This window comes from Pseudomonas sp. 1L-B-1-E-C1, assembly GCF_057291835.1.
Genome location: NZ_JBXAWN010000008.1, coordinates 211,966 through 234,766 on the forward strand (window position 1 = coordinate 211,966; position 22,801 = coordinate 234,766).

22 protein-coding genes are annotated in these 22,801 nt (G+C 60.2%); 14 read left to right on the forward strand and 8 right to left on the reverse strand.

Translation table 11 applies throughout. The features are described 5' to 3' along the window. The first annotated feature begins 38 nt into the window (after positions 1–38). The gene (gene gbcB, locus AC0Z4S_RS15960) at positions 39–1,139 is read left to right on the forward strand and encodes a glycine-betaine demethylase subunit GbcB (RefSeq protein ID WP_253496589.1); all 1,101 of its coding nucleotides are present in this window, start codon (positions 39–41) and stop codon (positions 1,137–1,139) included. Positions 1,140–1,197: 58 nt separating this feature from the next. On the opposite strand, the gene AC0Z4S_RS15965 is transcribed toward gbcB, so the two are convergent. The 4 genes from AC0Z4S_RS15965 to AC0Z4S_RS15980 form a co-directional block, all read right to left on the reverse strand. Continuing rightward, on the reverse strand, positions 1,198–1,962 hold the full coding sequence (locus AC0Z4S_RS15965; RefSeq protein WP_485623701.1) for a hypothetical protein: 765 nt from the start codon (positions 1,960–1,962) through the stop codon (positions 1,198–1,200). After that, a complete protein-coding gene (locus AC0Z4S_RS15970) occupies positions 1,959–3,419 on the reverse strand; it encodes a hypothetical protein (protein WP_485623702.1) in 1,461 nt (486 codons plus the stop codon). The genes AC0Z4S_RS15965 and AC0Z4S_RS15970 overlap by 4 nt, the downstream gene beginning before the upstream one ends. After that, on the reverse strand, positions 3,416–3,901 hold the full coding sequence (locus AC0Z4S_RS15975; RefSeq protein ID WP_095181378.1) for an Hcp family type VI secretion system effector: 486 nt from the start codon (positions 3,899–3,901) through the stop codon (positions 3,416–3,418). The genes AC0Z4S_RS15970 and AC0Z4S_RS15975 overlap by 4 nt, the downstream gene beginning before the upstream one ends. A gap of 159 nt (positions 3,902–4,060) precedes the next feature. Beyond that, positions 4,061–5,101: a threonine aldolase family protein gene (locus AC0Z4S_RS15980; protein WP_458829796.1), complete on the reverse strand. Its 1,041-nt coding sequence runs from the start codon at positions 5,099–5,101 to the stop codon at positions 4,061–4,063. 126 nt (positions 5,102–5,227) lie between these two features. Between AC0Z4S_RS15980 and AC0Z4S_RS15985 the strand changes: the two genes are divergently transcribed. The 8 genes from AC0Z4S_RS15985 (at position 5,228) to fdhA (ending at position 15,281) form a co-directional block, all read left to right on the forward strand. After that, complete coding sequence (locus tag AC0Z4S_RS15985) at positions 5,228–5,938, forward strand: TraX family protein (RefSeq protein ID WP_485623703.1); 711 nt, start codon at positions 5,228–5,230, stop codon at positions 5,936–5,938. 255 nt (positions 5,939–6,193) lie between these two features. Next, on the forward strand, positions 6,194–7,447 hold the full coding sequence (gene glyA / locus AC0Z4S_RS15990) for a serine hydroxymethyltransferase (RefSeq protein ID WP_024014589.1): 1,254 nt from the start codon (positions 6,194–6,196) through the stop codon (positions 7,445–7,447). 21 nt (positions 7,448–7,468) lie between these two features. Next, positions 7,469–8,719, forward strand: coding sequence for a sarcosine oxidase subunit beta (locus AC0Z4S_RS15995; RefSeq protein WP_016772829.1), 1,251 nt, complete (start codon positions 7,469–7,471; stop codon positions 8,717–8,719). Positions 8,720–8,733: 14 nt separating this feature from the next. After that, positions 8,734–9,063, forward strand: a complete 330-nt coding sequence (locus tag AC0Z4S_RS16000; RefSeq protein ID WP_016772830.1) for a sarcosine oxidase subunit delta — start codon at positions 8,734–8,736, stop codon at positions 9,061–9,063. Continuing rightward, positions 9,060–12,077, forward strand: coding sequence for a sarcosine oxidase subunit alpha (locus tag AC0Z4S_RS16005; RefSeq protein WP_485623704.1), 3,018 nt, complete (start codon positions 9,060–9,062; stop codon positions 12,075–12,077). The genes AC0Z4S_RS16000 and AC0Z4S_RS16005 overlap by 4 nt, the downstream gene beginning before the upstream one ends. Before the next feature lie 142 nt (positions 12,078–12,219). After that, a complete protein-coding gene (locus AC0Z4S_RS16010; RefSeq protein ID WP_485623705.1) occupies positions 12,220–12,852 on the forward strand; it encodes a sarcosine oxidase subunit gamma in 633 nt (210 codons plus the stop codon). A gap of 217 nt (positions 12,853–13,069) precedes the next feature. Beyond that, a complete protein-coding gene (purU, locus tag AC0Z4S_RS16015) occupies positions 13,070–13,927 on the forward strand; it encodes a formyltetrahydrofolate deformylase (RefSeq protein ID WP_039757644.1) in 858 nt (285 codons plus the stop codon). Between the two features lie 154 nt (positions 13,928–14,081). Continuing rightward, complete coding sequence (gene fdhA / locus AC0Z4S_RS16020) at positions 14,082–15,281, forward strand: formaldehyde dehydrogenase, glutathione-independent (RefSeq protein ID WP_016772834.1); 1,200 nt, start codon at positions 14,082–14,084, stop codon at positions 15,279–15,281. A gap of 52 nt (positions 15,282–15,333) precedes the next feature. On the opposite strand, the gene AC0Z4S_RS16025 is transcribed toward fdhA, so the two are convergent. Then, on the reverse strand, positions 15,334–15,546 hold the full coding sequence (locus tag AC0Z4S_RS16025; RefSeq protein ID WP_253496569.1) for a cold-shock protein: 213 nt from the start codon (positions 15,544–15,546) through the stop codon (positions 15,334–15,336). A gap of 36 nt (positions 15,547–15,582) precedes the next feature. After that, positions 15,583–15,825 (reverse strand): hypothetical protein, encoded by a 243-nt coding sequence (locus tag AC0Z4S_RS16030; protein WP_401201488.1) that lies wholly within the window; start codon positions 15,823–15,825, stop codon positions 15,583–15,585. Between the two features lie 234 nt (positions 15,826–16,059). Here AC0Z4S_RS16030 and AC0Z4S_RS16035 point away from each other — a divergent pair, with 234 nt between their 5' ends. After that, positions 16,060–16,611 carry a DUF2780 domain-containing protein gene (locus AC0Z4S_RS16035; protein ID WP_485623706.1) on the forward strand — a complete coding sequence of 184 codons (552 nt, stop codon included), beginning with the start codon at positions 16,060–16,062 and terminating at the stop codon, positions 16,609–16,611. Between the two features lies 1 nt (position 16,612). Here AC0Z4S_RS16035 and AC0Z4S_RS16040 read toward each other — a convergent pair whose 3' ends face one another. After that, on the reverse strand, positions 16,613–17,500 hold the full coding sequence (locus tag AC0Z4S_RS16040; protein ID WP_485623707.1) for an acyltransferase: 888 nt from the start codon (positions 17,498–17,500) through the stop codon (positions 16,613–16,615). 246 nt (positions 17,501–17,746) lie between these two features. Between AC0Z4S_RS16040 and rloA2 the strand changes: the two genes are divergently transcribed. The 4 genes from rloA2 (at position 17,747) to creD (ending at position 21,957) form a co-directional block, all read left to right on the forward strand. Beyond that, the gene (gene rloA2, locus AC0Z4S_RS16045; RefSeq protein WP_016772839.1) at positions 17,747–18,253 is read left to right on the forward strand and encodes a retropepsin-like aspartic peptidase RloA2; all 507 of its coding nucleotides are present in this window, start codon (positions 17,747–17,749) and stop codon (positions 18,251–18,253) included. A gap of 69 nt (positions 18,254–18,322) precedes the next feature. After that, positions 18,323–19,003 carry a two-component system response regulator CreB gene (gene creB, locus AC0Z4S_RS16050; protein WP_485623708.1) on the forward strand — a complete coding sequence of 227 codons (681 nt, stop codon included), beginning with the start codon at positions 18,323–18,325 and terminating at the stop codon, positions 19,001–19,003. Beyond that, positions 19,003–20,421, forward strand: coding sequence for a two-component system sensor histidine kinase CreC (gene creC, locus AC0Z4S_RS16055; RefSeq protein ID WP_485623709.1), 1,419 nt, complete (start codon positions 19,003–19,005; stop codon positions 20,419–20,421). The genes creB and creC overlap by 1 nt, the downstream gene beginning before the upstream one ends. A gap of 168 nt (positions 20,422–20,589) precedes the next feature. After that, a complete protein-coding gene (gene creD / locus AC0Z4S_RS16060) occupies positions 20,590–21,957 on the forward strand; it encodes a cell envelope integrity protein CreD (protein ID WP_485623710.1) in 1,368 nt (455 codons plus the stop codon). Between the two features lie 181 nt (positions 21,958–22,138). Here creD and AC0Z4S_RS16065 read toward each other — a convergent pair whose 3' ends face one another. Next, on the reverse strand, positions 22,139–22,768 hold the full coding sequence (locus AC0Z4S_RS16065; protein ID WP_485623711.1) for a glutathione S-transferase: 630 nt from the start codon (positions 22,766–22,768) through the stop codon (positions 22,139–22,141). Between the last annotated feature and the right edge of the window lie 33 nt (positions 22,769–22,801).

Here is a 22,801-nt window from a genome sequence, read left to right on the forward strand (position 1 = left end):
CGCCGACATGAGGCCGACAGTCGGCCGTGGAGAACAGCATGTCCAACAGCTTCCTGAATCCGGTCACCACCCAGACCTGGGCCAATGGCCGACACATTGTCCGTTGCGTCAAAGTCATCCAGGAAACCTGGGATGTGCGCACGTTCTGCTTTATGGCCGACCAGCCGATCCTGTTCTTCTTCAAACCGGGGCAGTTCGTCACCCTCGAGCTTGAAATCGAAGGCCAGCCGATCATGCGCTCGTACACGATTTCCAGCTCGCCGTCGGTGCCGTACAGCTTCTCGGTGACGATCAAGCGCGTGCCGGGCGGCAAGGTCTCGAACTGGTTGCATGACACTTTGCATGAGGGGCAAGAGCTGGCGGTGCACGGGCCGGTCGGTCTGTTCAATGCCATGGACTTCCCGAGCCCGAAAGTCCTGTACTTGAGCGGCGGCGTCGGTATCACGCCGTGCATGTCGATGGCGCGCTGGTTCTACGACACCAATGCCAACGTCGACATGACCTTCGTGCACAGCGCACGCTCGCCGAAAGACATCATTTACCACCGCGAGCTCGAGCACATGGCGTCGCGGATCGACAACTTCAGCCTGCACCTGATTTGTGAAAAGCACGGCCTGGGTGAGCCATGGGCCGGCTATCGTGGTTACCTGAACCACAAGATGCTCGAACTGATGGTCCCGGATTTCCTCGAGCGCGAAGTGTTCTGCTGCGGCCCGACGCCGTACATGAACGCGGTCAAGCGCCTGCTGGAAGTGGCCGGTTACGACATGTCGCGGTACCACGAAGAATCCTTCGGCGCCACGCCACCGGAAGCGCGTGCCGACGCAGTGGAGCAAGCCGAACAGGCTGCCGATGCACCGGAAATCGACGCAGCGGATCTGCATCAGGTCGAATTCACCGCTTCCGGTAAAAGCATTCGCGTGGCACCGGGGGAAACCGTCCACGCAGCAGCCGCCAAGCTCGGCCTGATGATCCCGAAAGCCTGCGGCATGGGCATTTGCGGGACCTGCAAGGTGCTGAAACTTGGCGGCGAAGTGGAGATGGAACACAACGGCGGGATTACCGAGGAGGATGAGGCCGAGGGGTTCATCCTGTCGTGCTGCAGCGTGCCGAAGGGGGATGTGCGGATTGAGTTTTAAATAGTCTTGAACTTGGGTCGATCTCCTCAAGGAGGAGATCGACCGGGAAAGTGAGATTTCAAATCAGCCCGAACAAGGCGAGCAGGCCGAAGCCCACTAAGGCAAAGCCAAATATTTGCTGGTATTTATTCAGTCTGAGCAGGTCGCGCTTGAGTTTCGGCGGGAAATTCTTAACGTCTCTTGCGCTGACTTTGCCTTGGGAAATGTACCGTGCGGGGTTTTTAAGGATGCCGAAAATCTCACCCATCATATAAATACGTCCCCCCACGCCCGCTTGCCATAACATGAGCAAAGACGATGTGATTGAACTGCGTTTTAGGCTATTGAGGATCGTTTCCAGTCTTCTCTTGGCTGTATAAAGTAAAATTCCATTCACCAATAAAAGACCTGTGAAACTCACCAGTGCCATGATCACTATTGGATCTTTTACGATATTGTTAATTTGATCCATGGATGAGCTTATTCCCAAGCCCATCATAATTGCAAAAAATATGAAAACCAATCTATATAAAATAATTAAGTTCTTTCTAAGCTTTTTTGGAAAGTTTTCGAAGTCGTTCGCGCAAAGTTTTCCGGTATGAATGTAAAATTCAGGGTTTCGCATGATGTCGAACACTTCTCCCATCATGTAGACTTTGCCCCAAGGACCTCCGTGCCAAAGCATTATCAGTCTGCTCGAAATAGAACTGTTTGTTAGATGGTTCAGTATGGTTTTAGTTTTTGTTTTCGCGACATACAACATCACTCCTATCAAAGTAAATATGCCGACGAAGTCTACAAACCCAATCAATAAGAAAATTTTCTCTGAAGTGCGAAGAGTCATCTAACAGCCTCGTATACTTTCTCTGCGATCCGTTCGCCGCCTTTCTCGCCAAAAGTCCCGCCGGCGTAATTTCCGAGTCCTGCCAGTAGCGCACTGCAAAGTACAGTGCCAAGTCCGCCAGTCGGGAGGCCAGCGCCTACGCAGATCGTTGAGGCCGTGAAGCTTACGAGCGCGCCGGCAACCATTCCGCCACCCACGCCACCCAAAAAGCTTCCGCTCTCCGTGAACTTCACCTTTTCACATGCCGCCGCACTTCCGTGTGTGCAAACATCCTGCACCTTTAAGGCGGAGGCACCGCCACCCACCGCTGTACCGATCCAGCCGCCATATTTAACGTACTGTGATGCTTGGCTGACTGCCCGAATATGAGTGGCATAACCTGGGTTCTGGCCGATTCCGCCGGCTTTTCGCCAGCGGTGCACAAGATGGGGGTGATCGATGCCTAGAGTGGTCTTCAGGCTCGGGTAATCGGGGAGCCCGATGCTCTGCCGGGTGAACTGATTGAGTTGGACGTCCAGCTTTTTGAGTAATTGGTCACGCTTGTTTATGAATTCTTCAGAGACCCGGTGGCCTTTTACGTCCAGCGTATGAACATGCAATTTCTCGAGATCCGCCAGGACATTTTTTATGCCATCCAGATGATTGGCCGCCATGGCCGTGACGACCCCGATCACTTTTGATTCATAGGCGAGTGCGGTCTGGATCACGCCATAGTGCTGCGCCATGAAATCCGCTTCTTCCAAGGTCAGTGGTTCCAGCGTCGCACTGACGAAACGGGCGGTCTGCATCAGCAATGCTTCTTCGTATGTGCATTGTTGATTGTCAGGATCGCTCAGCACGATCATCGAACCGGCTTTAATCATGTCCGCGTTCGGATTCAAGCTCCTGAATCTAGCGATGACATTCGGCTTGGCAGAAGGAAAAAGCTGTGCCTCGAGCTTCTCGGCGACAATGCTTTTCGGCACGACGTAAAACCCCGGCTCCGGTGGAGCTGGACGTTCTTGCGGCCAGTGTTCGCTGGGGAAGAACTTCAAGTCGTCGACAGGGTGGGGCCCAGCGTTGTTGCTGGTGTCCAGGCGCGCCACTCTGAGGTTCTGCTGATGAATCGCGCGCAGCAACCTGTCTGGATCGGAGCGCGAGGCAGGCTGCCTGAGCATCGATAACGGGCGTTTTTTCACCGCTTCAGGAACGGCACCTTTGGTGCCGCTTACCAGAACTCTGGATTGGTTCAGAAGATGACGCTGTTCCTGTGCGAGGGCGTCAAGGCCCATGTCCGCTGAAAGGCGGCCGCTGGCGACATCATCGACAATGCCCTTGGCGAAGCGCGCGACCTCCTGATTGAACTGCACGCGCGCACTGCCGAATGCCAGATGACGTGAGCCGACTGCCTGTGCCTGTGCGAGCAGCTTGCCGGCAACGTGTCGAACGTCGCTGAGACCATGGCGCCGATCGCTCAACCTTCTTCGCCCCACGAGGCATGGCCGCTGGTCCCGGCGAGGTGATGCACCCAGCTGATGCCACGATAACGAATCGCGACCTGCTCTTGAGGTTCAGCGTCGTTGTGCAGAATGACGTGGGGCATATCCAGGTTCAGTTCGGTGAGCACCGCACCGTCGATCGAGACAGAAAAGTATTTTTCCTGCTGACCCTGAGGGGAAGTTCGGTAGAAGTTGATCTTGCAGTCGATCTCTTCACGGTTGGCCAGTGCCTGGGCCAGCAGCGGTGAAGATTTGTCGACGACTTTGGTGACTATGACCGGCGCGTGGGTGGCTCGGTGAGAGTTGTCGAGGTTGGCGAGGTTGTGGCTGTACGACAGCACCATGATTTGATCGGTGTGTGCCGCCTGATATCTGTTGCCGACCGAATCAGGCGTTGAGCAGCCTGCCGAAATCAGCCCTTGGGTCTTGCCCATGATCGTCATGTAGCCGGGAATTGCCATCGCGTGCGCTCCTTGAATCGGGAGCGGGCAGTCTATGGCGGGATTTTCGTGCTTTCTGTAGGCCTTGGTGTAGTCCGATTCTGAAAATGCAGGTCTGCGACGCGCAGCCTCTGGGTTGCATTCCCGTGCTGAGCATGGGAATGCAACTAGGGAGGGGAATCAGGCCGACATGACCTCGCGAATATCGCGCGCCAGTTCGCGCACGCGCTCTTCTTCGGTGTCCCAGGAGCACATGAAACGTGCGCCGCCCTTGCCGATGAAGGTGTAGAAGCGCCAGTTCTTTGCAGTCAACGCAGCGATGGCCGGTTCCGAGAGTTGCAGGAACACTCCATTGGCCTGCACCGGGAACATCAGTTCGACGCCGGGGATGTCGCTGACCAGTTCTGCCAGCAGTTGCGCGCAGTGGTTGGCGTGGCGGGCGTATTTGAGCCAGGCGTCGTTTTCCAGAATGCCGACCCACGGTGCCGACAGGAAGCGCATTTTCGATGCCAGTTGCCCGGCCTGTTTGCAGCGGTAGTCGAAATCTTCGGCCAGTTTGTGGTTGAAGAACAGGATCGCTTCACCCACCGCCATGCCGTTCTTGGTGCCGCCGAAACACAGCACATCGACGCCGGCCTTCCAGGTCAGGTCGGCAGGCGAGCAGCCAAGGAACGCGCAGGCGTTGGAGAAGCGCGCGCCGTCCATGTGCAGGTGCAGGCCCAGTTCCTTGCAAGTCGCGCTGATGGCGCGGACTTCTTCCGGGGTGTAGACGCTGCCGACTTCGGTGGCCTGGGTGAGGGTCACCACGCGCGGTTTCGGGTAGTGGATGTCCTGGCGCTTGAGCGCGACTTCGCGGATCGATTGCGGGGTGATCTTGCCGTTTTCAGTGCCGGCGATCAGCAGCTTCGAGCCGTTGGAGAAGAATTCCGGAGCGCCGCATTCGTCGGTTTCGACGTGGGCGGTTTCCGAGCAGATCACGCTATGGTAACTCTGGCACAGCGACGACAGGGCCAGCGAGTTGGCGGCGGTGCCGTTGAAGGCGAAGAACACTTCACAGTCGGTTTCGAACAGTCTGCGGAAATGATCGGCCGCACGCGCGGTCCATTCATCGTCGCCATACGCGCGCTGGTGGCCGTGGTTGGCCTGTTCCATGGCGGCCCAGGCTTCGGGGCAGATACCGGAATAGTTGTCGCTGGCGAATTGTTGGCTCTTGTCGGTCATGGCCGGCTTCCGTAATCGAGACTCTTGTGAAGGCTCGTGGTCAATGAGGATGCGCACTTTACCGAAGATCTTCCGGGGAGCACATGCGATGTCGGGTGCAGAAAATTACCAGTTTATGGGCCGATTATGCACCTGAGCCAACGCGACGGTGCCCTGGATCTGCTCAAGTGGCTGGCGCTGCTGAGCATGTTGCTCGATCACCTGCGATATGTCGGCTTCTCCGTCGACTGGCTGTATGTGCCGGGGCGGCTGGCGTTTCCGTGGTTTTGCCTGGCAATGGCGGCGAATCTGGCACGCGACGGTTCGGGCAAGATGGAGTGGCGCTATCTGGGCTGGCTGTTGCTGTTCAGCGCCGTCAGCGAAATCCCTTATCGCTTGTACATACCCGAACCTGACACCTTGAACGTGATGCCGACGCTGGCGCTGGGCCTACTGGTAGCGCGGGGCTGGCAGGATTCTGCGTCGCTGTCGCGATTACTCGCATTGACCGCGCTGGTGGTTGCGGCGGTTTTTTCAGAACGACTGATGTTCGGGTTCTTCGGCGTATTGTTGCCGTTGGCGATGCTGCTGGTAGTCCGCCGACCTTGGTGTTTCGGCCTGTTGCCGGGGCTGGTGTGTCTGGCGGCGAACCAATGGCAAGTGCTGCTCGAATCGGCTCGGTTCGGCAACAGCGTGGCGATTCTTGGTCTGGCGACGTGCGTGTTCGCGCCGATACTGGGAATGTTCCTGTTGCGACATGGGCGACATGTCCGGCCACCACCGATGCGGCGCTGGGCGTATGCCCTCTATCCCATGCATTTCCTCCTGCTGCTTGCCGTCCGCCAGTTGATCGCATAAGCCCTGTAGGAGCTGCCGAAGGCTGCGATCTTTTGATCTTCAAAGTCAAAGTCAAAAGATCGCAGCCTTCGGCAGCTCCTACAGGGGAACGCATTCTGCAGTCATTTCCAGCCATGTCGTAAACGCACCTTTGCGTGGCGTCCGCAGGCATTTGAGCACTCGAAGCCGGTCATACCATCGCATCAAAGGGCACTGCCATCACTGCCGGTGCCTTACCGAGACGAATGGCGCACAGATGCCGCTGGGAGAGACGCGATGTTCAGCAAGCAAGACCAGATCCAGGGTTACGACGATGCACTGCTGGCGGCGATGAATGCCGAGGAGCAACGTCAGGAAGATCACATCGAGCTGATCGCGTCGGAGAACTACACCAGCAAGCGCGTCATGCAGGCGCAAGGCAGCGGCCTGACCAACAAATACGCCGAGGGCTATCCGGGCAAGCGCTACTACGGCGGCTGCGAGCATGTGGATAAAGTCGAAGCGCTGGCCATCGAACGCGCCAAGCAACTGTTCGGTGCCGACTATGCCAACGTCCAGCCGCACTCCGGTTCTTCGGCCAACAGCGCCGTGTACCTGGCGCTGATCCAGCCAGGCGACACCATCCTCGGCATGAGCCTGGCTCACGGTGGTCACCTGACCCACGGCGCCAAAGTGTCGTCCTCGGGCAAGCTCTATAACGCCGTGCAGTACGGCATCAACACCGACACCGGGCTGATCGACTACGACGAAGTCGAGCGTCTGGCCGTCGAGTGCAAACCGAAAATGATCGTTGCCGGTTTCTCCGCTTACTCGAAGACTCTGGACTTCCCGCGCTTCCGCCAGATCGCCGACAAGGTCGGTGCGCTGCTGTTCGTCGACATGGCCCACGTCGCCGGTCTGGTCGCTGCCGGCCTGTACCCGAACCCGCTGCCGTACGCCGATGTGGTCACCACCACCACCCACAAAACCCTGCGCGGTCCGCGTGGCGGGCTGATCCTGGCCAAGTCCAACGAAGAGATCGAGAAGAAGCTCAACGCTGCGGTATTCCCCGGCGCCCAGGGCGGTCCGCTGATGCACGTCATCGCCGGTAAAGCGGTGTGCTTCAAGGAAGCGCTGGAGCCTGGCTTCAAGGCGTATCAGCAACAAGTGATCGACAACGCCCAGGCGATGGCCAGCGTGTTCATCAAGCGTGGCTACGATGTGGTCTCCGGTGGCACCGACAACCATCTGTTCCTGGTCAGCCTGATCCGTCAGGGCCTGACCGGCAAAGACGCCGACGCCGCCCTTGGCCGTGCCCACATCACTGTGAACAAGAATGCCGTGCCGAACGACCCGCAGTCGCCGTTCGTGACCTCGGGCCTGCGCATCGGCACCCCGGCGGTGACCACGCGCGGCTTCAAGGTCAGCCAGTGCGAAACCCTCGCCGGCTGGATCTGCGACATCCTCGACAACCTCGGCGACGCCGATGTCGAGGCCAATGTCGCCCAGCAGGTCTCGGCCCTGTGCGCAGACTTCCCGGTTTATCGCTGAGTCGGCTTTGGAGTAATGACTATGCAACGCTATTCCGGCTTCGGCCTGTTCAAACACTCGCTCAGCCACCACGAAAACTGGCAACGCATGTGGCGCACGCCCACGCCGAAAAAAGTCTACGACGTAGTCATCGTCGGCGGCGGCGGGCACGGCCTGGCGACGGCCTACTATCTGGCCAAGGAGCACGGCATCACCAATGTCGCCGTGGTCGAGAAAGGCTGGCTGGGCGGCGGTAACACCGCGCGCAACACCACCATCGTGCGTTCCAACTACCTGTGGGACGAGTCGGCGCACCTCTACGAACACGCGATGAAATTGTGGGAAGGCCTGTCGCAGGATCTCAACTACAACGTGATGTTCTCCCAGCGCGGCGTCTACAACCTGTGCCACACCCTGCAGGACATCCGTGATTCGGAGCGTCGGGTCAGCGCCAACCGCCTCAACGGCGTCGATGGCGAACTGCTTGACGCCAAGCAAGTGGCTGACGAGATCCCGTACCTTGACTGCTCGAAGAACACCCGCTATCCGATCATGGGCGCCACCGTGCAGCGTCGCGGCGGCGTCGCCCGTCACGATGCCGTGGCCTGGGGCTTCGCGCGTGCCGCCGATGCCCTCGGTGTGGACCTGATCCAGCAGACCGAAGTGATCGGTTTCCGCAAGGAAAACGGTGTGTGCATCGGCGTCGAAACCAACAAGGGTTTCATCGGCGCCAAGCGCGTCGGCGTGGTGACGGCCGGTAACTCCGGGCACATGGCCAAGCTTGCCGGTTTCCGCCTGCCGATCGAATCCCACCCGCTGCAGGCGCTGGTGTCCGAGCCGATCAAACCGATTATCGACAGCGTGATCATGTCCAACGCCGTACACGGTTACATCAGCCAGTCCGACAAGGGCGACCTGGTGATCGGCGCCGGTATCGACGGCTACAACGGTTACGGCCAGCGTGGTTCGTACCCGGTGATCGAACACACCATCCAGGCCATCGTCGAGATGTTCCCGGTGCTGTCGCGCGTTCGCATGAACCGCCAGTGGGGCGGCATCGTCGACACCACCCCGGACGCCTGCCCGATCATCTCGAAAACGCCAGTCCCGAACATGTTCTTCAACTGCGGTTGGGGCACCGGTGGCTTCAAGGCCACACCGGGTTCGGGCAACGTGTTTGCCGCGAGTCTGGCCAAGGGTGAAATGCACCCGCTGGCCGCACCGTTTTCCATCGACCGTTTCCACAACGGCGCCCTGATCGACGAACACGGCGCTGCTGCCGTCGCCCACTAACAGGAGAAATCCCTATGTTGCACATCTTCTGTCCTCACTGCGGCGAACTGCGCTCCGAAGAGGAATTCCATGCATCCGGCCAGGCGCATATCCCGCGGCCGCTGGATCCGAACGCCTGCACCGATGAAGAGTGGGGCGACTACATGTTCTTCCGCGATAACCCGCGCGGTCTGCACCATGAGTTGTGGGACCACGTTGCCGGTTGCCGGCAGTACTTCAACGTCACTCGCGATACCGTGACCTACGAGATTCTCGAGAGCTACAAGATCGGCGAGAAGCCGCAATTCACCGACAAGGCTGGCACTGCGAAAACAGCCACGACGGCGCTGGGAGAGAAGGTATGAGCCAGACCAATCGCCTGTCCAACGGTGGACGGATCGACCGCAACAAAGTGCTGAGCTTCACCTTCAACGGCCAGACCTACAAAGGCTATGAAGGCGACTCGCTGGCTGCTGCACTGATCGCCAACGGCGTCGACATCATCGGCCGCAGCTTCAAGTATTCGCGTCCTCGCGGCATCTTTGCCGCCGGTTCCGAAGAGCCGAACGCCGTGCTGCAGATCGGTGCCACCGAAGCCACGCAGATTCCCAACGTGCGCGCCACGCAACAGGCGTTGTATCAGGGCCTGGTCGCCACCAGCACCAATGGCTGGCCGAGCGTCAACAACGACATGATGGGCATTCTCGGCAAGGTCGGCGGCAAGCTGATGCCGCCGGGTTTCTACTACAAAACCTTCATGTACCCGCAATCGTTCTGGATGACTTACGAGAAGTACATCCGCAAGGCTGCCGGCCTCGGCCGTTCGCCGACCGAGAACGATCCGGACACCTACGACTACATGAACCAGCACTGCGACGTGCTGATCGTCGGCGCCGGCCCGGCCGGTCTCGCCGCAGCCCTGGCCGCTGCGCGCAGCGGTGCCCGAGTGATTCTGGCCGATGAGCAGGAAGAGTTCGGCGGCAGCCTGCTCGATTCCCGCGAAAGCCTCGACGGCAAACCGGCGATGGAATGGGTTGCCAGCGTCATCGCTGAACTGAAGAACACCCCGGACGTGCTGCTGTTGCCGCGCGCCACGGTCAACGGTTATCACGACCACAACTTCCTGACCATTCACGAACGCCTCACCGATCACCTCGGCGACCGTGCGCCGATCGGTCAGGTGCGCCAGCGCATCCACCGCGTCCGCGCCAAGCGTGTGGTGCTGGCGACCGGTGCCCACGAGCGTCCGCTGGTCTACGGCAACAACGACGTGCCGGGCAACATGCTTGCCGGTGCGGTGTCGACTTACGTGCGTCGCTACGGCGTGGCGCCAGGCAAGAAACTGGTGCTGTCGACCAACAACGATCACGCCTATCGCGTCGCTCTGGATTGGCTCGATGCCAGTCTGCAAGTGGTCGCGATCGCTGACGCCCGCAGCAATCCGCGCGGTGCATTGGTCGAAGAAGCGCGCGCCAAAGGCATTCGCATCCTCACCGGCAGCGCCGTCATCGAAGTGCGTGGCAGCAAGCGTGTGACCGCTGCCCGCGTCGCCGCGATTGACGTCAAGGCACACGCCGTGACCAGCCCGGGCGAATGGCTCGACTGCGACCTGGTTGCCAGTTCCGGCGGTTACAGCCCTGTGGTCCACCTGGCTTCGCACCTCGGCGGCAAACCGGTCTGGCGTGAAGACATTCTCGGTTTCGTACCGGGCGAAGCACCGCAGAAACGCGTGTGCGTCGGAGGCATCAACGGCGTCTACGCGCTCGGCGATTCGCTGGCCGACGGTTTCGAAGGTGGCGTGCGCGCTGCCGCCGAAGCCGGTTTCCAGACCGTCGAAGGCGTGTTGCCGAAAGCCCTGAGCCGTCTCGAAGAGCCGACGCTTGCGCTGTTCCAGGTGCCGCACGAGAAGAACTCGGCGCGTGCACCGAAGCAATTCGTCGACTTCCAGAACGACGTCACCGCCGGTGGCATCGAACTGGCGACCCGCGAAGGTTTCGAATCGGTCGAGCACGTCAAACGCTACACCGCGCTGGGCTTCGGCACCGATCAGGGCAAGCTCGGCAACGTCAACGGTCTGGCCATTGCCGCCCGTTCGCTGAACGTGACCATCCCGCAGATGGGCACCACCATGTTCCGTCCGAACTACACGCCGGTGACCTTCGGCGCCGTGGCCGGTCGGCACTGTGGGCACATCTTCGAACCGGTGCGCTACACCGCGCTGCATGCCTGGCACGTGAAGAACGGCGCCGAGTTTGAAGACGTCGGTCAGTGGAAGCGTCCGTGGTATTTCCCGAAAAACGGTGAAGACCTGCACGCGGCGGTCAAGCGTGAATGCAAAGCCGTGCGCGACAGCGTCGGCCTGCTCGACGCGTCGACCCTCGGCAAGATCGATATTCAAGGCCCGGATGCCCGCGAGTTACTCAACCGCGTGTACACCAACGCCTGGACCAAGCTCGACGTGGGCAAGGCTCGCTACGGTCTGATGTGCAAGGAAGACGGCATGGTCTTCGACGACGGTGTGACGGCGTGTCTGGCCGACAACCATTTCGTCATGACCACCACCACCGGTGGCGCTGCACGCGTACTGCAGTGGCTGGAGCTGTACCACCAGACCGAATGGCCGGACCTGAAGGTGTATTTCACATCGGTCACCGACCACTGGGCGACCATGACTTTGTCCGGGCCGAACAGCCGCAAGCTGCTCAGCGCCGTGACCGACATCGATTTGAGCAACGAAGCGTTCCCGTTCATGACCTGGAAAGAAGGTCTGGTCGGCGACGTGCCGGCACGGGTGTTCCGTATCTCGTTCACCGGTGAGCTGTCGTACGAAGTCAACGTGCAGGCCGACTACGCGATGGGCGTGCTGGAGAAAATCGTCGAGGCCGGCAAGCAGTACAACCTGACGCCGTACGGCACCGAAACCATGCACGTGCTGCGGGCCGAGAAGGGTTTCATCATCGTCGGCCAGGACACCGACGGCTCGATGACCCCGGACGACCTGAACATGGGCTGGTGTGTCGGTCGCACCAAACCGTTCTCGTGGATCGGCCAGCGCGGCATGAACCGCGAAGATTGCATCAAGGATCAGCGCAAACAGCTGGTGGGCCTCAAGCCGGTCGATCCGACCAAATGGCTGCCGGAAGGCGCGCAACTGGTGTTCAACACCAAGCAGGCGATCCCGATGACCATGGTCGGCCACGTGACCTCCAGTTATGCGCACAACTCCCTTGGCTATTCGTTTGCCATGGGTGTGGTCAAGGGCGGTCTCAAGCGCATGGGCGAGCGGGTGTTCGCACCGCTGGCTGATGGCAGCGTGATCGAGGCGGAAATCGTTTCTTCGGTGTTCTTCGATCCGAAGGGTGATCGCCAGAATATCTGACAACCTCGGGAGCGGTGGGCGGGCGGCTATTCGCGAGCAGGCTCGCTCCCACATTCGATCGCGTTCCCCTGTGGGAGCGAGCCTGCTCGCGAAGGCGGCGGCACAGCCACCACAGGAACCAACAGCATTCAGAAGGTGCTTTATGACCACAGCCAACGTGTACCAACAACGCCCGACCACTGGCGCCAAGGCCGAGTCGTCGCTGCACCATGCCGACCTCGCCAGCCTGGTCGGCAAGGGCCGCAAGAACGCCGGCGTGATCGTGCGGGAAAAGAAACTCCTCGGCCACCTGACCCTTCGTGGCGATGGCCACGATGCAGCCTTCGCGGCCGGTGTGCACAAGGCGCTGGGCATTGAATTGCCCGGCGCCCTGAGCGTGATCGTCAAAGGCGAAACCAGCCTGCAATGGATGGGACCGGACGAATGGTTGCTGATCGTCCCGAGCGGGGAAGAGTTCGCCGCCGAGCAGAAACTGCGTGAAGCGCTGGGCGATCTGCACATTGCCATCGTCAACGTCAGCGGCGGCCAGCAGATCCTCGAACTGAGCGGGCCGAACGTGCGTCAAGTGCTGATGAAATCCACCAGCTACGACGTGCACCCGAACAACTTCCCGGTCGGCAAAGCGGTCGGCACGGTATTCGCCAAGTCGCAGCTGATGATTCGTCATACCGCTGAAGACACCTGGGAACTGCTGATCCGTCGCAGCTTCTCGGATTACTGGTGGTTGTGGTTGCAGGATGCTTCGGCCGAGTACGGCCTCAGCGTTCAGGCCTAAGATCAAGAGCTACCCCCTCACCCCAGCCCTCTCCCCCAGGGGGGAGAGGAGGAAAGGGAGCCGGTCTCGGGTGTTTTTGTGATCTATATTCACCCGCGATATTTCAGGTCGGCGTAGCTCGAAAGAGCACCACGGTCAGTCCCCTCTCCCTCTGGGAGAGGGCTAGGGTGAGGGGAAAACCCTGACACCCCGCACAAAGAACAGGAGTCACCGCACCATGAGCCGCGCCCCAGACACATGGATTCTGACCGCCGACTGCCCCAGCGTCCTCGGCACGGTGGACGCGGTCACGCGTTTTCTGTTCGAGCAGGGGTGCTACGTCACCGAGCACCACTCGTTCGATGATCGCCTCTCCGGGCGCTTCTTCATTCGGGTGGAATTCCGTCAGCCCGACGGTTTTGACGAGCAATCTTTCCGCGCAGGTCTGGCCGAACGCGGCCAGGCCTTCGGCATGCTCTTCGAGCTGACCGCGCCGAACTACCGGCCGAAAGTGGTGATCATGGTCTCCAAAGCCGATCACTGCCTCAACGACTTGCTCTACCGCCAGCGCATCGGCCAGTTGTCGATGGACGTGGCGGCGGTGGTGTCCAACCATCCGGATCTCAAGCCGTTGGCCGACTGGCACCAGATTCCCTACTACCATTTCCCTCTCGACCCCAATGACAAACCGGCGCAGGAGCGTCAGGTCTGGCAGGTGATCGAAGAGGCCGGTGCCGAACTGGTGATCCTCGCCCGTTACATGCAGGTGCTGTCGCCGGAGCTGTGCCGCAAGCTCGACGGCAAGGCGATCAACATTCATCACTCGCTGCTGCCGGGCTTCAAGGGCGCCAAGCCCTATCACCAGGCTTACAACAAAGGCGTGAAACTGGTTGGCGCGACGGCGCACTACATCAACAACGACCTCGACGAGGGGCCGATCATCGCCCAGGGCGTCGAAGCGGTGGATCACAGTCATTACCCCGAGGATCTGATCGCCAAGGGGCGCGATATCGAAGGCCTGACGCTGGCGCGGGCGGTTGGGTATCACATTGAGCGAAGAGTGTTCCTCAACGCCAATCGTACGGTCGTTCTCTAGAACGCTTAAAGATCACAGCCTTCGGCAGCTCCTACAGGGGCATGCGATCCATGTAGGAGCTGCCGAAGGCTGCGATCTTTTGATTTACCGAGCACTCAACGCGCTGCCCAACCGGGGCAGCGCAGTTCCATAAAAACAACAGCGAGGTGAAAGCATGTCTGGCAATCGTGGTGTGGTGTATCTCGGCGCTGGCAAGGTCGAAGTACAGAAAATCGACTACCCGAAAATGCAGGACCCGCGCGGTCGCAAGATCGAGCACGGGGTCATTCTCAAAGTGGTTTCCACCAACATCTGCGGCTCCGACCAGCACATGGTGCGCGGCCGGACTACGGCGCAGACCGGTCTGGTACTGGGCCACGAAATCACCGGCGAGGTGATCGAAAAGGGCTCTGACGTCGAAAACCTGAAGATCGGCGATCTGGTCTCCGTTCCCTTCAACGTGGCTTGCGGGCGCTGCCGTTCCTGCAAGGAGCAACACACCGGCGTCTGCCTGACCGTCAACCCGGCCCGTGCCGGTGGCGCTTACGGCTACGTCGACATGGGCGACTGGACCGGCGGCCAGGCTGAATACGTGCTGGTACCGTACGCCGACTTCAACTTGTTGAAACTGCCGGACCGCGACAAGGCCATGGAGAAAATCCGCGACCTGACCTGCCTCTCCGACATCCTCCCGACCGGTTACCACGGCGCCGTCACTGCCGGCGTTGGCCCGGGTAGCAGCGTTTACATCGCCGGCGCCGGTCCGGTCGGTCTGGCCGCTGCCGCTTCCGCACGGTTGCTCGGTGCTGCGGTGGTGATTGTCGGCGACGTCAATACCATCCGCCTGGCCCACGCCAAGGCCCAGGGCTTTGAAGTCGTCGACCTGTCCAAGGACACCCCGCTGCACGAACAGATCGCCGCACTGCTGGGCGAGCCGGAAGTCGACTGCGCAGTGGACTGTGTCGGTTTCGAAGCGCGCGGCCACGGCCACGATGGCGTCAAGGCCGAAGCTCCGGCTACGGTGCTCAACTCACTGATGGGTGTTGTCCGCGTTGCCGGCAAAATCGGTATCCCCGGCCTGTACGTCACCGAAGATCCGGGTGCCGTCGACGCCGCGGCAAAAATGGGCAGCCTGAGCATCCGCTTCGGCCTGGGCTGGGCCAAATCCCACAGCTTCCACACCGGCCAGACCCCAGTGATGAAGTACAACCGCCAGTTGATGCAGGCGATCATGTGGGACCGCATCAATATCGCCGAAGTGGTTGGCGTGCAGGTCATCAGCCTTGATCAGGCGCCGGAAGGTTATGGCGAGTTTGATGCAGGCGTGCCGAAGAAGTTTGTGATTGATCCGCATAAGTTGTTCAGTGCGGCTTAGGGTTTTTCCGAAACGTAAAACGGCGACCTCAGGGTCGCCGTTTTGTTATGGTTCATTCAGCGCGAACTTGAGCTGCTTGCATTCCTTTTTGTCCGGGTTCAGCAACGAAAGAAACTTTCTGGCCCTCTTTCAAGGATTTAAATCCATCGGATTCAATAGCCTTGAAATGGACGAATAGATCATCACCCCCACCCTCAGGGGTAATGAAGCCAAAGCCTTTTTCGTCGTTAAACCACTTTACAGTACCGTTCTGTCTGTTTGACATGTCCATGCTTCCTGTTTGCTTTTCAAAACCAAGGGATCACGACAAGGATTTACCTGTTTTTTTGCCGCGAACCAGTCGAACGTTGATTGCGTATTGCTGCCCTGTATCGCTTTTCATCACTTCATAACTGACCCTTCTTCCAGCCCTGATTTTTCCAATGATTGGGTCGTCAGGATCAACGCAAAAGATGATTGATGAGGGTTGGGCAATCACATCCTTTGCGGCGTCCTTCAGCGGTCCGTTCACCGGCGGGATGATCGAGTCGTCGCGGTCTGACATTCGCTTTTCCATCGCAGTACCTCCCTCGAAATTGATCCGCGGCAAACTTGTCTCGAAGCCAATGTAATTGACTTGAATTGAGGTGGTAACTGTCAGGTTTGACAGTTTTTAGGATCGATTTGGAATAGTGAAAATATCGAATTGGAATGGTTGGAACATGCCGCCCGATCCCCGGTCAAACCCGCAGTTTCGTCGCCGTTGTCCGGTGGCAGCTTTTCCCAAGAGGATGTCTGAATGAAGATTTCACGCGGTTTTGCCTTGGCATCGCTCCTGACCCTGGCCGCCGGGCCGGTGTTTGCCGGTTTCAGTCTGAATGATGTGGCCGGTGCGGTAGCGGGGATGCATGATGGTGACAAGGCGGCCGCTGCGGCGCCGACCTCGGAAACCGCCGGTTTGCTCAGCGCCCTCAGTGCGCTGGATGTCACGCCGGAGCAGGCCGTGGGCGGCACCAGCGCGATGCTCGGGCTGGCGAAGAATCAGCTGAGCAGCACCGATTACTCGCAACTGGCCAAGGAAGTGCCGGGCATCGACAAGTTGTCCGGTGGCAGCGGCAATCTGGCGGCGCTCGGGGCGTTGCTCGGTTCCTCCGGCAAGTCAGCTGGCCTTGAGAATGCGCTGGGCAATGTCAAAGACACCAATGATCTGAACAACGCGTTCAGCGCGCTGGGCATGGACAGGGGCATGATCGGCCAGTTTGCCCCGGTGCTGCTGCAATACCTCGGTCAGCAGGGCGTCGGCGGTTCGCTGTTGAGCAGCCTGGGCAGCATCTGGGGCACCGGCAGTTGATTCAGCGGCGCTCGTTACGCAACGCGACGATGCGCTGATCCTTCTCGGTCCAGAGCTGGTTGACCCAGTTCTGGACGCGCTGGCGAAACGCCGGATCTTTTTCGTAATCGCCCTGCCACAGTGCGGGGTCGAGTTCGCGGGTCCTGATGTCGATGATCACCCGCGGCACATTGCCGCTGATCAGGTCCCAGAAGCCCGGAATCTTTTCCTGCGGATACACCACCGTCACATCGAGCATCGCATCGAGCTGTTCGCCCATCGCCGCCAGCACGAACGCCACACCGCCGGCCTTGGGTTTGAGCAGGTGGTGGAACGGGGAGTCCTGTTGGGTGCTTTTCGCCAGGGTGTAGCGGGTGCCTTCCAGATAATTCACCACCGTCACTGGCTGGCGCTTGAACAGCTCGCAAGCGGCTTTGGTGATTTCCAGATCCTTGCCCGCCAGTTCCGGATTCTTCGCCAGAAAGGCTTTGGTGTAGCGCTTCATGAACGGGTAATCCAGCGCCCACCACGCCAGCCCGAGAAAGGGCACCCAGATCAGCTCTTTCTTCAGGAAGAACTTGAAGAACGGCGTGCGCCGGTTGAGGGTCTGGATCAGTGCTGGAATGTCGACCCACGATTGATGGTTGCTGACCACCAGATAGGAAGTGTCGCGGCGCAGATCGTCGCCGCCGCGAATGTCCCACTGCGTCGGGATGCACAGCCGGAAGATCAGCTTGTCGATCTCGGCCCAGGTCTCGGCGATCCACATCACCGCCCACGATGCGTAATCCCGCCAGCGCCCGGGTGCGATCAGTTTGAGCAGGGCAAACACCATCAACGGCCCGATCAGGATCAGGGTATTGAGCAACAACAGCAGGGTGACCAGACAGCCGGTGAGCAGGCGGCGCATAAGCAACTCTATGAAGTGGCAGGGGCGGGCCATGATAAGCAGCTTCGCGCGACAGGCCAAATCGGCGCTGACGAATGTTTCACTTCTCAAACCGTAAGATCAAAAGATCGCAGCCTTCGGCAGCTCCTACACCGATCCCTGTAGGAGCTGCCGAAGGCTGCGATCTTTTGATCTTGATTCGCCCGAACGAATTCAAAGGCGGCGGTCTAAAATCCCGTTGCCCAACCTTCCAAGGAAGCCCCTTACGTGAAATCCCTCCTTGCTCTGTTTGCCCTCGTCGCGCTGCCGGTCATGGCCGCCGAGCCGACGCTGTACGGTCGCTACGAATACATCGCGCTGCCGGAAATCGGCGGCGAAGTGCTCAAGGCCAAGATGGACACTGGCGCGCTGACCGCCTCGCTGTCGGCCAAGGACATCGAGACCTTCACCCGTGATGGCGAAGACTGGGTGCGTTTCCGCCTCGCCACCAAGGACGCCAGCAACAAGGTTTTCGAGCACAAGGTCGCGCGCATCAGCAAGATCAAAAGCCGTTCCGACGAGGACGATGAAGAGCGCGACAGCAGCGATGTCGCCAAGCGCCCGGTGGTCGATCTGGAACTGTGCCTGGGCAACGTCAAGCGTACCGTCGAGGTCAACCTGACCGACCGCAGCCATTTCAACTACCCGCTGCTGATCGGCGCCAAGGCCTTGCGCGAGTTCGGCGCGGCGGTCAATCCGGCGCGGCGCTATACCGCCGACAAGCCTGACTGCTAAGTGGTCTGATTGACGTAACCCCGGGCTTGGGGCACCGTTCGCGCACTAACTGCCACGGGCTCGGACGCCATGCCGCACATCCTGATTGTCGAAGACGAAGCGGCGATTGCCGACACACTGATTTTTGCCTTGCAGGGCGAGGGGTTCAGCACTACGTGGCTGAACCTCGGCGCAGCGGCGCTGGAGCATCAGCGGCAGACCCCGGCCGACCTGATCATTCTCGATATCGGCTTGCCGGACATCAGTGGCTTCGAAACCTGCAAGCAGTTGCGGCGCTTCACTGAAGTGCCGGTGCTGTTTCTCAGCGCCCGCGACGCTGAAATCGACCGCGTCGTGGGTCTTGAGATCGGTGCCGACGATTACGTGGTCAAGCCGTTCAGTCCGCGCGAAGTGGCGGCGCGGGTCAAAGCCATCCTCAAACGCATGGCGCCGCGTCCAAGCCCGGAAACAGGCTCAACGCTGTTTCGCATCGACCCCGAACGCGTGCAGATCAGCTATCGCGGCCAGCCGTTGAGCCTGACCCGCCATGAATTCCGTCTGCTGCAATGCCTGCTCGAACAACCCGAACGCGTGTTCAGCCGCGAGCAATTGCTCGATGCACTGGGCGTTGCCGCTGATGCCGGTTACGAGCGCAGCATCGACAGCCACATCAAAAGCGTTCGCGCCAAGTTGCGTCTGGTACGTGCCGAGGCCGAGCCTATCCAGACCCATCGCGGCCTCGGTTACAGCTACAGCCCGGGGCACAGCTGATGTCGTTGGGGCTGCGGATCTTTCTGGTGTACGTGCTGTTTGTCGGCCTCACCGGCTATTTCGTGCTCAACACGGTGATGGAGGAAATCCGTCCCGGCGTGCGCCAATCCACCGAGGAAACGCTGGTCGATACCGCCAACCTGATGGCAGAAATCCTGCGCGACGATTTCAAGGCCGGCACCCTCAGCGAGAACCGCTGGCCGCAACTGCTCCGCGCCTATGGCGAGCGCCAGCCGCAAGCGACGATCTGGGGCTTGCCGAAGAACCAGGTCAACCACCGCATCTACGTCACCGACGCCAAAGGCATCGTCGTGCTCGACTCCAGCGGCGTTGCGATCGGCCAGGATTATTCGCGCTGGAACGATGTCTACCTGACTCTGCGCGGCGAGTACGGCGCGCGCTCCAGCCGCAGCGATCCTGACGATCCGAGCTCTTCGGTGATGCACGTTGGCGCGCCGATCCGTGACAACGGCAAGATCATCGGCGTGGTCACCGTGGCCAAGCCCAACAGCTCGCTGCAGCCCTATGTCGATCGCACCGAGCGGCGCTTGCTGTTTTACGGCGCCGGACTGATCGGCCTCGGCCTGCTGTTCGGCGCCTTGCTGTCATGGTGGCTGAGTCGTGCGCTGCACCGTTTGACCGGTTATGCCCAAGCGGTCAGCGAGGGCCGGCGCGTGGAAGTGCCGCACTATCGCGGCGGCGAACTGGAGCAATTGGCGACGGCGGTCGAGCAGATGCGCACGCAGCTCGAAGGCAAGGCCTACGTCGAGCGCTACGTGCACACCCTGACCCATGAATTGAAAAGTCCGCTGGCGGCGATCCGGGGTGCGGCGGAGTTGCTGCAAAGCGAGATGCCGGCCGTCCAGCGTTTGCGCTTTGTCAGCAACATCGACAGCGAAAGCGCGCGAATGCAGCAGTTGATCGAGCGCCTGCTCAACCTGGCGCAAGTCGAACAACGCCAAGGGCTGGAAGAACGGGTGGCAGTGCCGCTGGCGCTGTTGGTCGCAGAACTGCTCAAGGCGCAGGCCGCGCGGATCGAGGGCAAGCAACTGCGCGTCGAGCAAGCGATCGGCGAGGATCTGCTGTTGATTGGCGAGCCGTTTCTGCTGCGCCAGGCGTTGGGCAATCTGCTGGAAAACGCGCTTGATTTCACTTCGGCGCAGGGCTTGTTGCGCTTGCGTGCCGAGCGGGTTGGCGAACAGGTCGAGTTCCGCCTGTTCAACCAGACCACGCCGATTCCCGATTACGCCTTGCCGCGTTTGACCGAACGCTTCTACTCGCTGCCGCGCCCGGATAGCGGGCGCAAGAGCACCGGGCTGGGGCTGAATTTTGTTGAAGAGGTGGTCAAATTGCATGGCGGGGCGATGCGCATTGGCAATGTCGAGGGCGGGGTGGAGGTGGTCTTGCGCCTGCCTTGAAATAGCCAAAAGATCGCAGCCTTCGGCAGCTCCTTCATTTGGAATACGGTACAACTGTAGCTGCCGAAGGCTGCGATCTTTTGATCTTTCCACACAATCTCCATATTCCCCGCACATTCCCTCCACACCGCATCGCCAGACTCTCCCCATCCAAACAGGGAGAGTCCCATGAACAAGAATCTGACCATCAAGCTCGGCGCGATTGCCTTGCTGATCCTGCTGTTGCTGATCCCGTTGCTGATGATCGACGGCATCATCGATGAGCGTCAGCAACTGCGCGACGGGGTGCTCGAAGACATCGCCCGCAGTTCCAGTTACAGCCAGCAACTGACCGGGCCGGTGATGGTGGTGCCGTATCGCAAGATTGTGCGCACCTGGAAGACCAACGAAAAAACCAACAAGCGTTACGAGGAGGTCAGCGAGGCGCGCGGGCGCCTGTACTTTCTGCCGGAGCGCTTCGAACTCGACGGCCAGGTGCAGACCGAGCTGCGCAAACGTGGGATTTACGAGGCGCGGCTGTTCCACGCTGACAACCGCATCGATGGGCATTTTTCCCTGCCGGCACAGTTGGGCATCAAGGAAAACTTTGCCGATTATCAATTCGACGCGCCGTTCCTCGCCGTCGGCATCAGCGACATTCGCGGCATCGAAAACGCGCTGAAACTGGAGCTCGCCGGTCAGCAGCTGGACTTCGTGCCCGGCAGCGAAGTGGCCTGGATCGGTGAGGGCGTGCATGTGACCCTCCCGGCCCTCGACGCCAGTAAAGCCACGCAGCTGACATTCGGCTTCGACCTGCGCCTGCAAGGCACCGGCTCGCTGCGCGTGGTGCCGGTGGGCAAGACCAGTAGCGTCAGCCTCGCCGCCAACTGGCCGCACCCCAGCTTCGTCGGCAACTTCCTGCCGGCCAAGCGCGAGATCAACGATCAGGGTTTCAGCGCCGATTGGCAGACCTCTTTTTTCTCCACCAACCTGCAAGAGGCAATGGAGCGCTGCGTCGCTGGCGACTGTGATGCACTCAACGGGCGCAGCTTCGGCGTGAGCTTCATTGATCCGGTGGATCAGTACCTGAAGAGCGACCGGGCGATCAAATACGCGCTGCTGTTCATCGTCCTGACCTTCGCCGGTTTCTTCCTCTTCGAAGTGCTCAAGAGCCTGGCGGTGCACCCGGTGCAATATGCCCTGGTCGGTGTCGCGCTGGCGTTCTTCTATCTGCTGCTGTTGTCGCTGTCGGAACACATCGGTTTTGCTCTGGCGTATCTGTTGTCGGCCAGTGGCTGCGTGCTTTTGATCGGTTTCTACGTCAGCCACGTTCTGCGCAGCGCGCGGCATGGTTTGAGTTTTTCGGCAGGGCTGGCGGCGCTGTATGGCCTGTTGTACGGCTTGCTCAGCGCCGAGGATTACGCGCTGCTGATGGGCTCGCTGATGCTGTTCGGTCTGCTCGGGGTGTTCATGGTGCTGACGCGCAAACTGGACTGGTACGGGATTGGCGCAAAGTCGGCCAAGCCGCTGGAGTTTGATGTGGAGGCGATGCAATGAGCGGGTTGAGAGCTGAGCGCAGGGAAGTAGCGGTGTTGCTGACGCTGATTTTTGCAGCGCTGCCGCCAGAACCGAGGTGGTGCATTCGCGAGCAGGCTCGCTCCCACAAGGGATTCGGGTATGGCATCCATCCTGTGGGAGCGAGCCTGCTCGCGAAGAGGCCGGAACAGGCAGCGCAGCTTTAAGGCTTGGGCATCGTCGCAACCATGGACGGCCGCTGACTCACTTCGAAATACCAGTTGGCCAGTTGCGGGTTGGCCGCGCGCCAGTCCATGTCCGGGAAGCGCAGGTCCAGATAGCCCAATGCGCAGGCCACGCTGATCGCCGCGACATCGAAATGGCTGGTCAGCTCGGCAATCGCTTCGTTCTCGAGCGCGGCGAGGGCGCGGCGAATCTTGTCGCGCTGGGCGTCGAGCCATTCGTCCCAGTGTTTTTCCACCGGGCGCAGCACGGTTTCGTAACGCACCATCACCGAGGCATCCATGATCCCGTCGGCCATCGACGCCAGGGTCAGGCGCCGCCAGCGCGCCGCACCTTCACGGGGAATCAGCGGATTGCCGACGTGTTGCTGGTCGAGGTACTCGAGGATGACGCGGCTGTCGTGGATGACGTTGCCGTCGGCCAGGCGCAGGGCGGGGATCTTGCTCAGCGGGTTGTCGGCGATCAGCGCCGGGTTCGGGCTGACCGGGCTGAGCACGCAGTCCTGCAGCGCGACACGATCCTGCTGACCGGTTTCGTGCAGCAGCACCATGACCTTGCGGACGAAGGGCGACAGGGTGTTGTGGTACAGGGTCATGCTGGGGGCGGACATGGATGAACCTCGGTGGTCGGCGAAGAGCAGGAG

What these genes read in the sequence shown, in the direction of transcription:
- gbcB (WP_253496589.1), top strand. Translation starts at nt 39, where the DNA reads ATGTCCAACAGCTTCCTGAATCCGGTCACCACCCAGACCTGGGCCAAT.
- AC0Z4S_RS15965 (WP_485623701.1), bottom strand. Translation starts at nt 1,962, where the DNA reads ATGACTCTTCGCACTTCAGAGAAAATTTTCTTATTGATTGGGTTTGTA.
- AC0Z4S_RS15975 (WP_095181378.1), bottom strand. Translation starts at nt 3,901, where the DNA reads ATGGCAATTCCCGGCTACATGACGATCATGGGCAAGACCCAAGGGCTG.
- AC0Z4S_RS15980 (WP_458829796.1), bottom strand. Translation starts at nt 5,101, where the DNA reads ATGACCGACAAGAGCCAACAATTCGCCAGCGACAACTATTCCGGTATC.
- AC0Z4S_RS15985 (WP_485623703.1), top strand. Translation starts at nt 5,228, where the DNA reads ATGCACCTGAGCCAACGCGACGGTGCCCTGGATCTGCTCAAGTGGCTG.
- glyA (WP_024014589.1), top strand. Translation starts at nt 6,194, where the DNA reads ATGTTCAGCAAGCAAGACCAGATCCAGGGTTACGACGATGCACTGCTG.
- AC0Z4S_RS15995 (WP_016772829.1), top strand. Translation starts at nt 7,469, where the DNA reads ATGCAACGCTATTCCGGCTTCGGCCTGTTCAAACACTCGCTCAGCCAC.
- AC0Z4S_RS16000 (WP_016772830.1), top strand. Translation starts at nt 8,734, where the DNA reads ATGTTGCACATCTTCTGTCCTCACTGCGGCGAACTGCGCTCCGAAGAG.
- AC0Z4S_RS16005 (WP_485623704.1), top strand. Translation starts at nt 9,060, where the DNA reads ATGAGCCAGACCAATCGCCTGTCCAACGGTGGACGGATCGACCGCAAC.
- AC0Z4S_RS16010 (WP_485623705.1), top strand. Translation starts at nt 12,220, where the DNA reads ATGACCACAGCCAACGTGTACCAACAACGCCCGACCACTGGCGCCAAG.
- purU (WP_039757644.1), top strand. Translation starts at nt 13,070, where the DNA reads ATGAGCCGCGCCCCAGACACATGGATTCTGACCGCCGACTGCCCCAGC.
- fdhA (WP_016772834.1), top strand. Translation starts at nt 14,082, where the DNA reads ATGTCTGGCAATCGTGGTGTGGTGTATCTCGGCGCTGGCAAGGTCGAA.
- AC0Z4S_RS16025 (WP_253496569.1), bottom strand. Translation starts at nt 15,546, where the DNA reads ATGTCAAACAGACAGAACGGTACTGTAAAGTGGTTTAACGACGAAAAA.
- AC0Z4S_RS16030 (WP_401201488.1), bottom strand. Translation starts at nt 15,825, where the DNA reads ATGTCAGACCGCGACGACTCGATCATCCCGCCGGTGAACGGACCGCTG.
- AC0Z4S_RS16035 (WP_485623706.1), top strand. Translation starts at nt 16,060, where the DNA reads ATGAAGATTTCACGCGGTTTTGCCTTGGCATCGCTCCTGACCCTGGCC.
- AC0Z4S_RS16040 (WP_485623707.1), bottom strand. Translation starts at nt 17,500, where the DNA reads ATGCGCCGCCTGCTCACCGGCTGTCTGGTCACCCTGCTGTTGTTGCTC.
- creB (WP_485623708.1), top strand. Translation starts at nt 18,323, where the DNA reads ATGCCGCACATCCTGATTGTCGAAGACGAAGCGGCGATTGCCGACACA.
- creC (WP_485623709.1), top strand. Translation starts at nt 19,003, where the DNA reads ATGTCGTTGGGGCTGCGGATCTTTCTGGTGTACGTGCTGTTTGTCGGC.
- creD (WP_485623710.1), top strand. Translation starts at nt 20,590, where the DNA reads ATGAACAAGAATCTGACCATCAAGCTCGGCGCGATTGCCTTGCTGATC.
- AC0Z4S_RS16065 (WP_485623711.1), bottom strand. Translation starts at nt 22,768, where the DNA reads ATGTCCGCCCCCAGCATGACCCTGTACCACAACACCCTGTCGCCCTTC.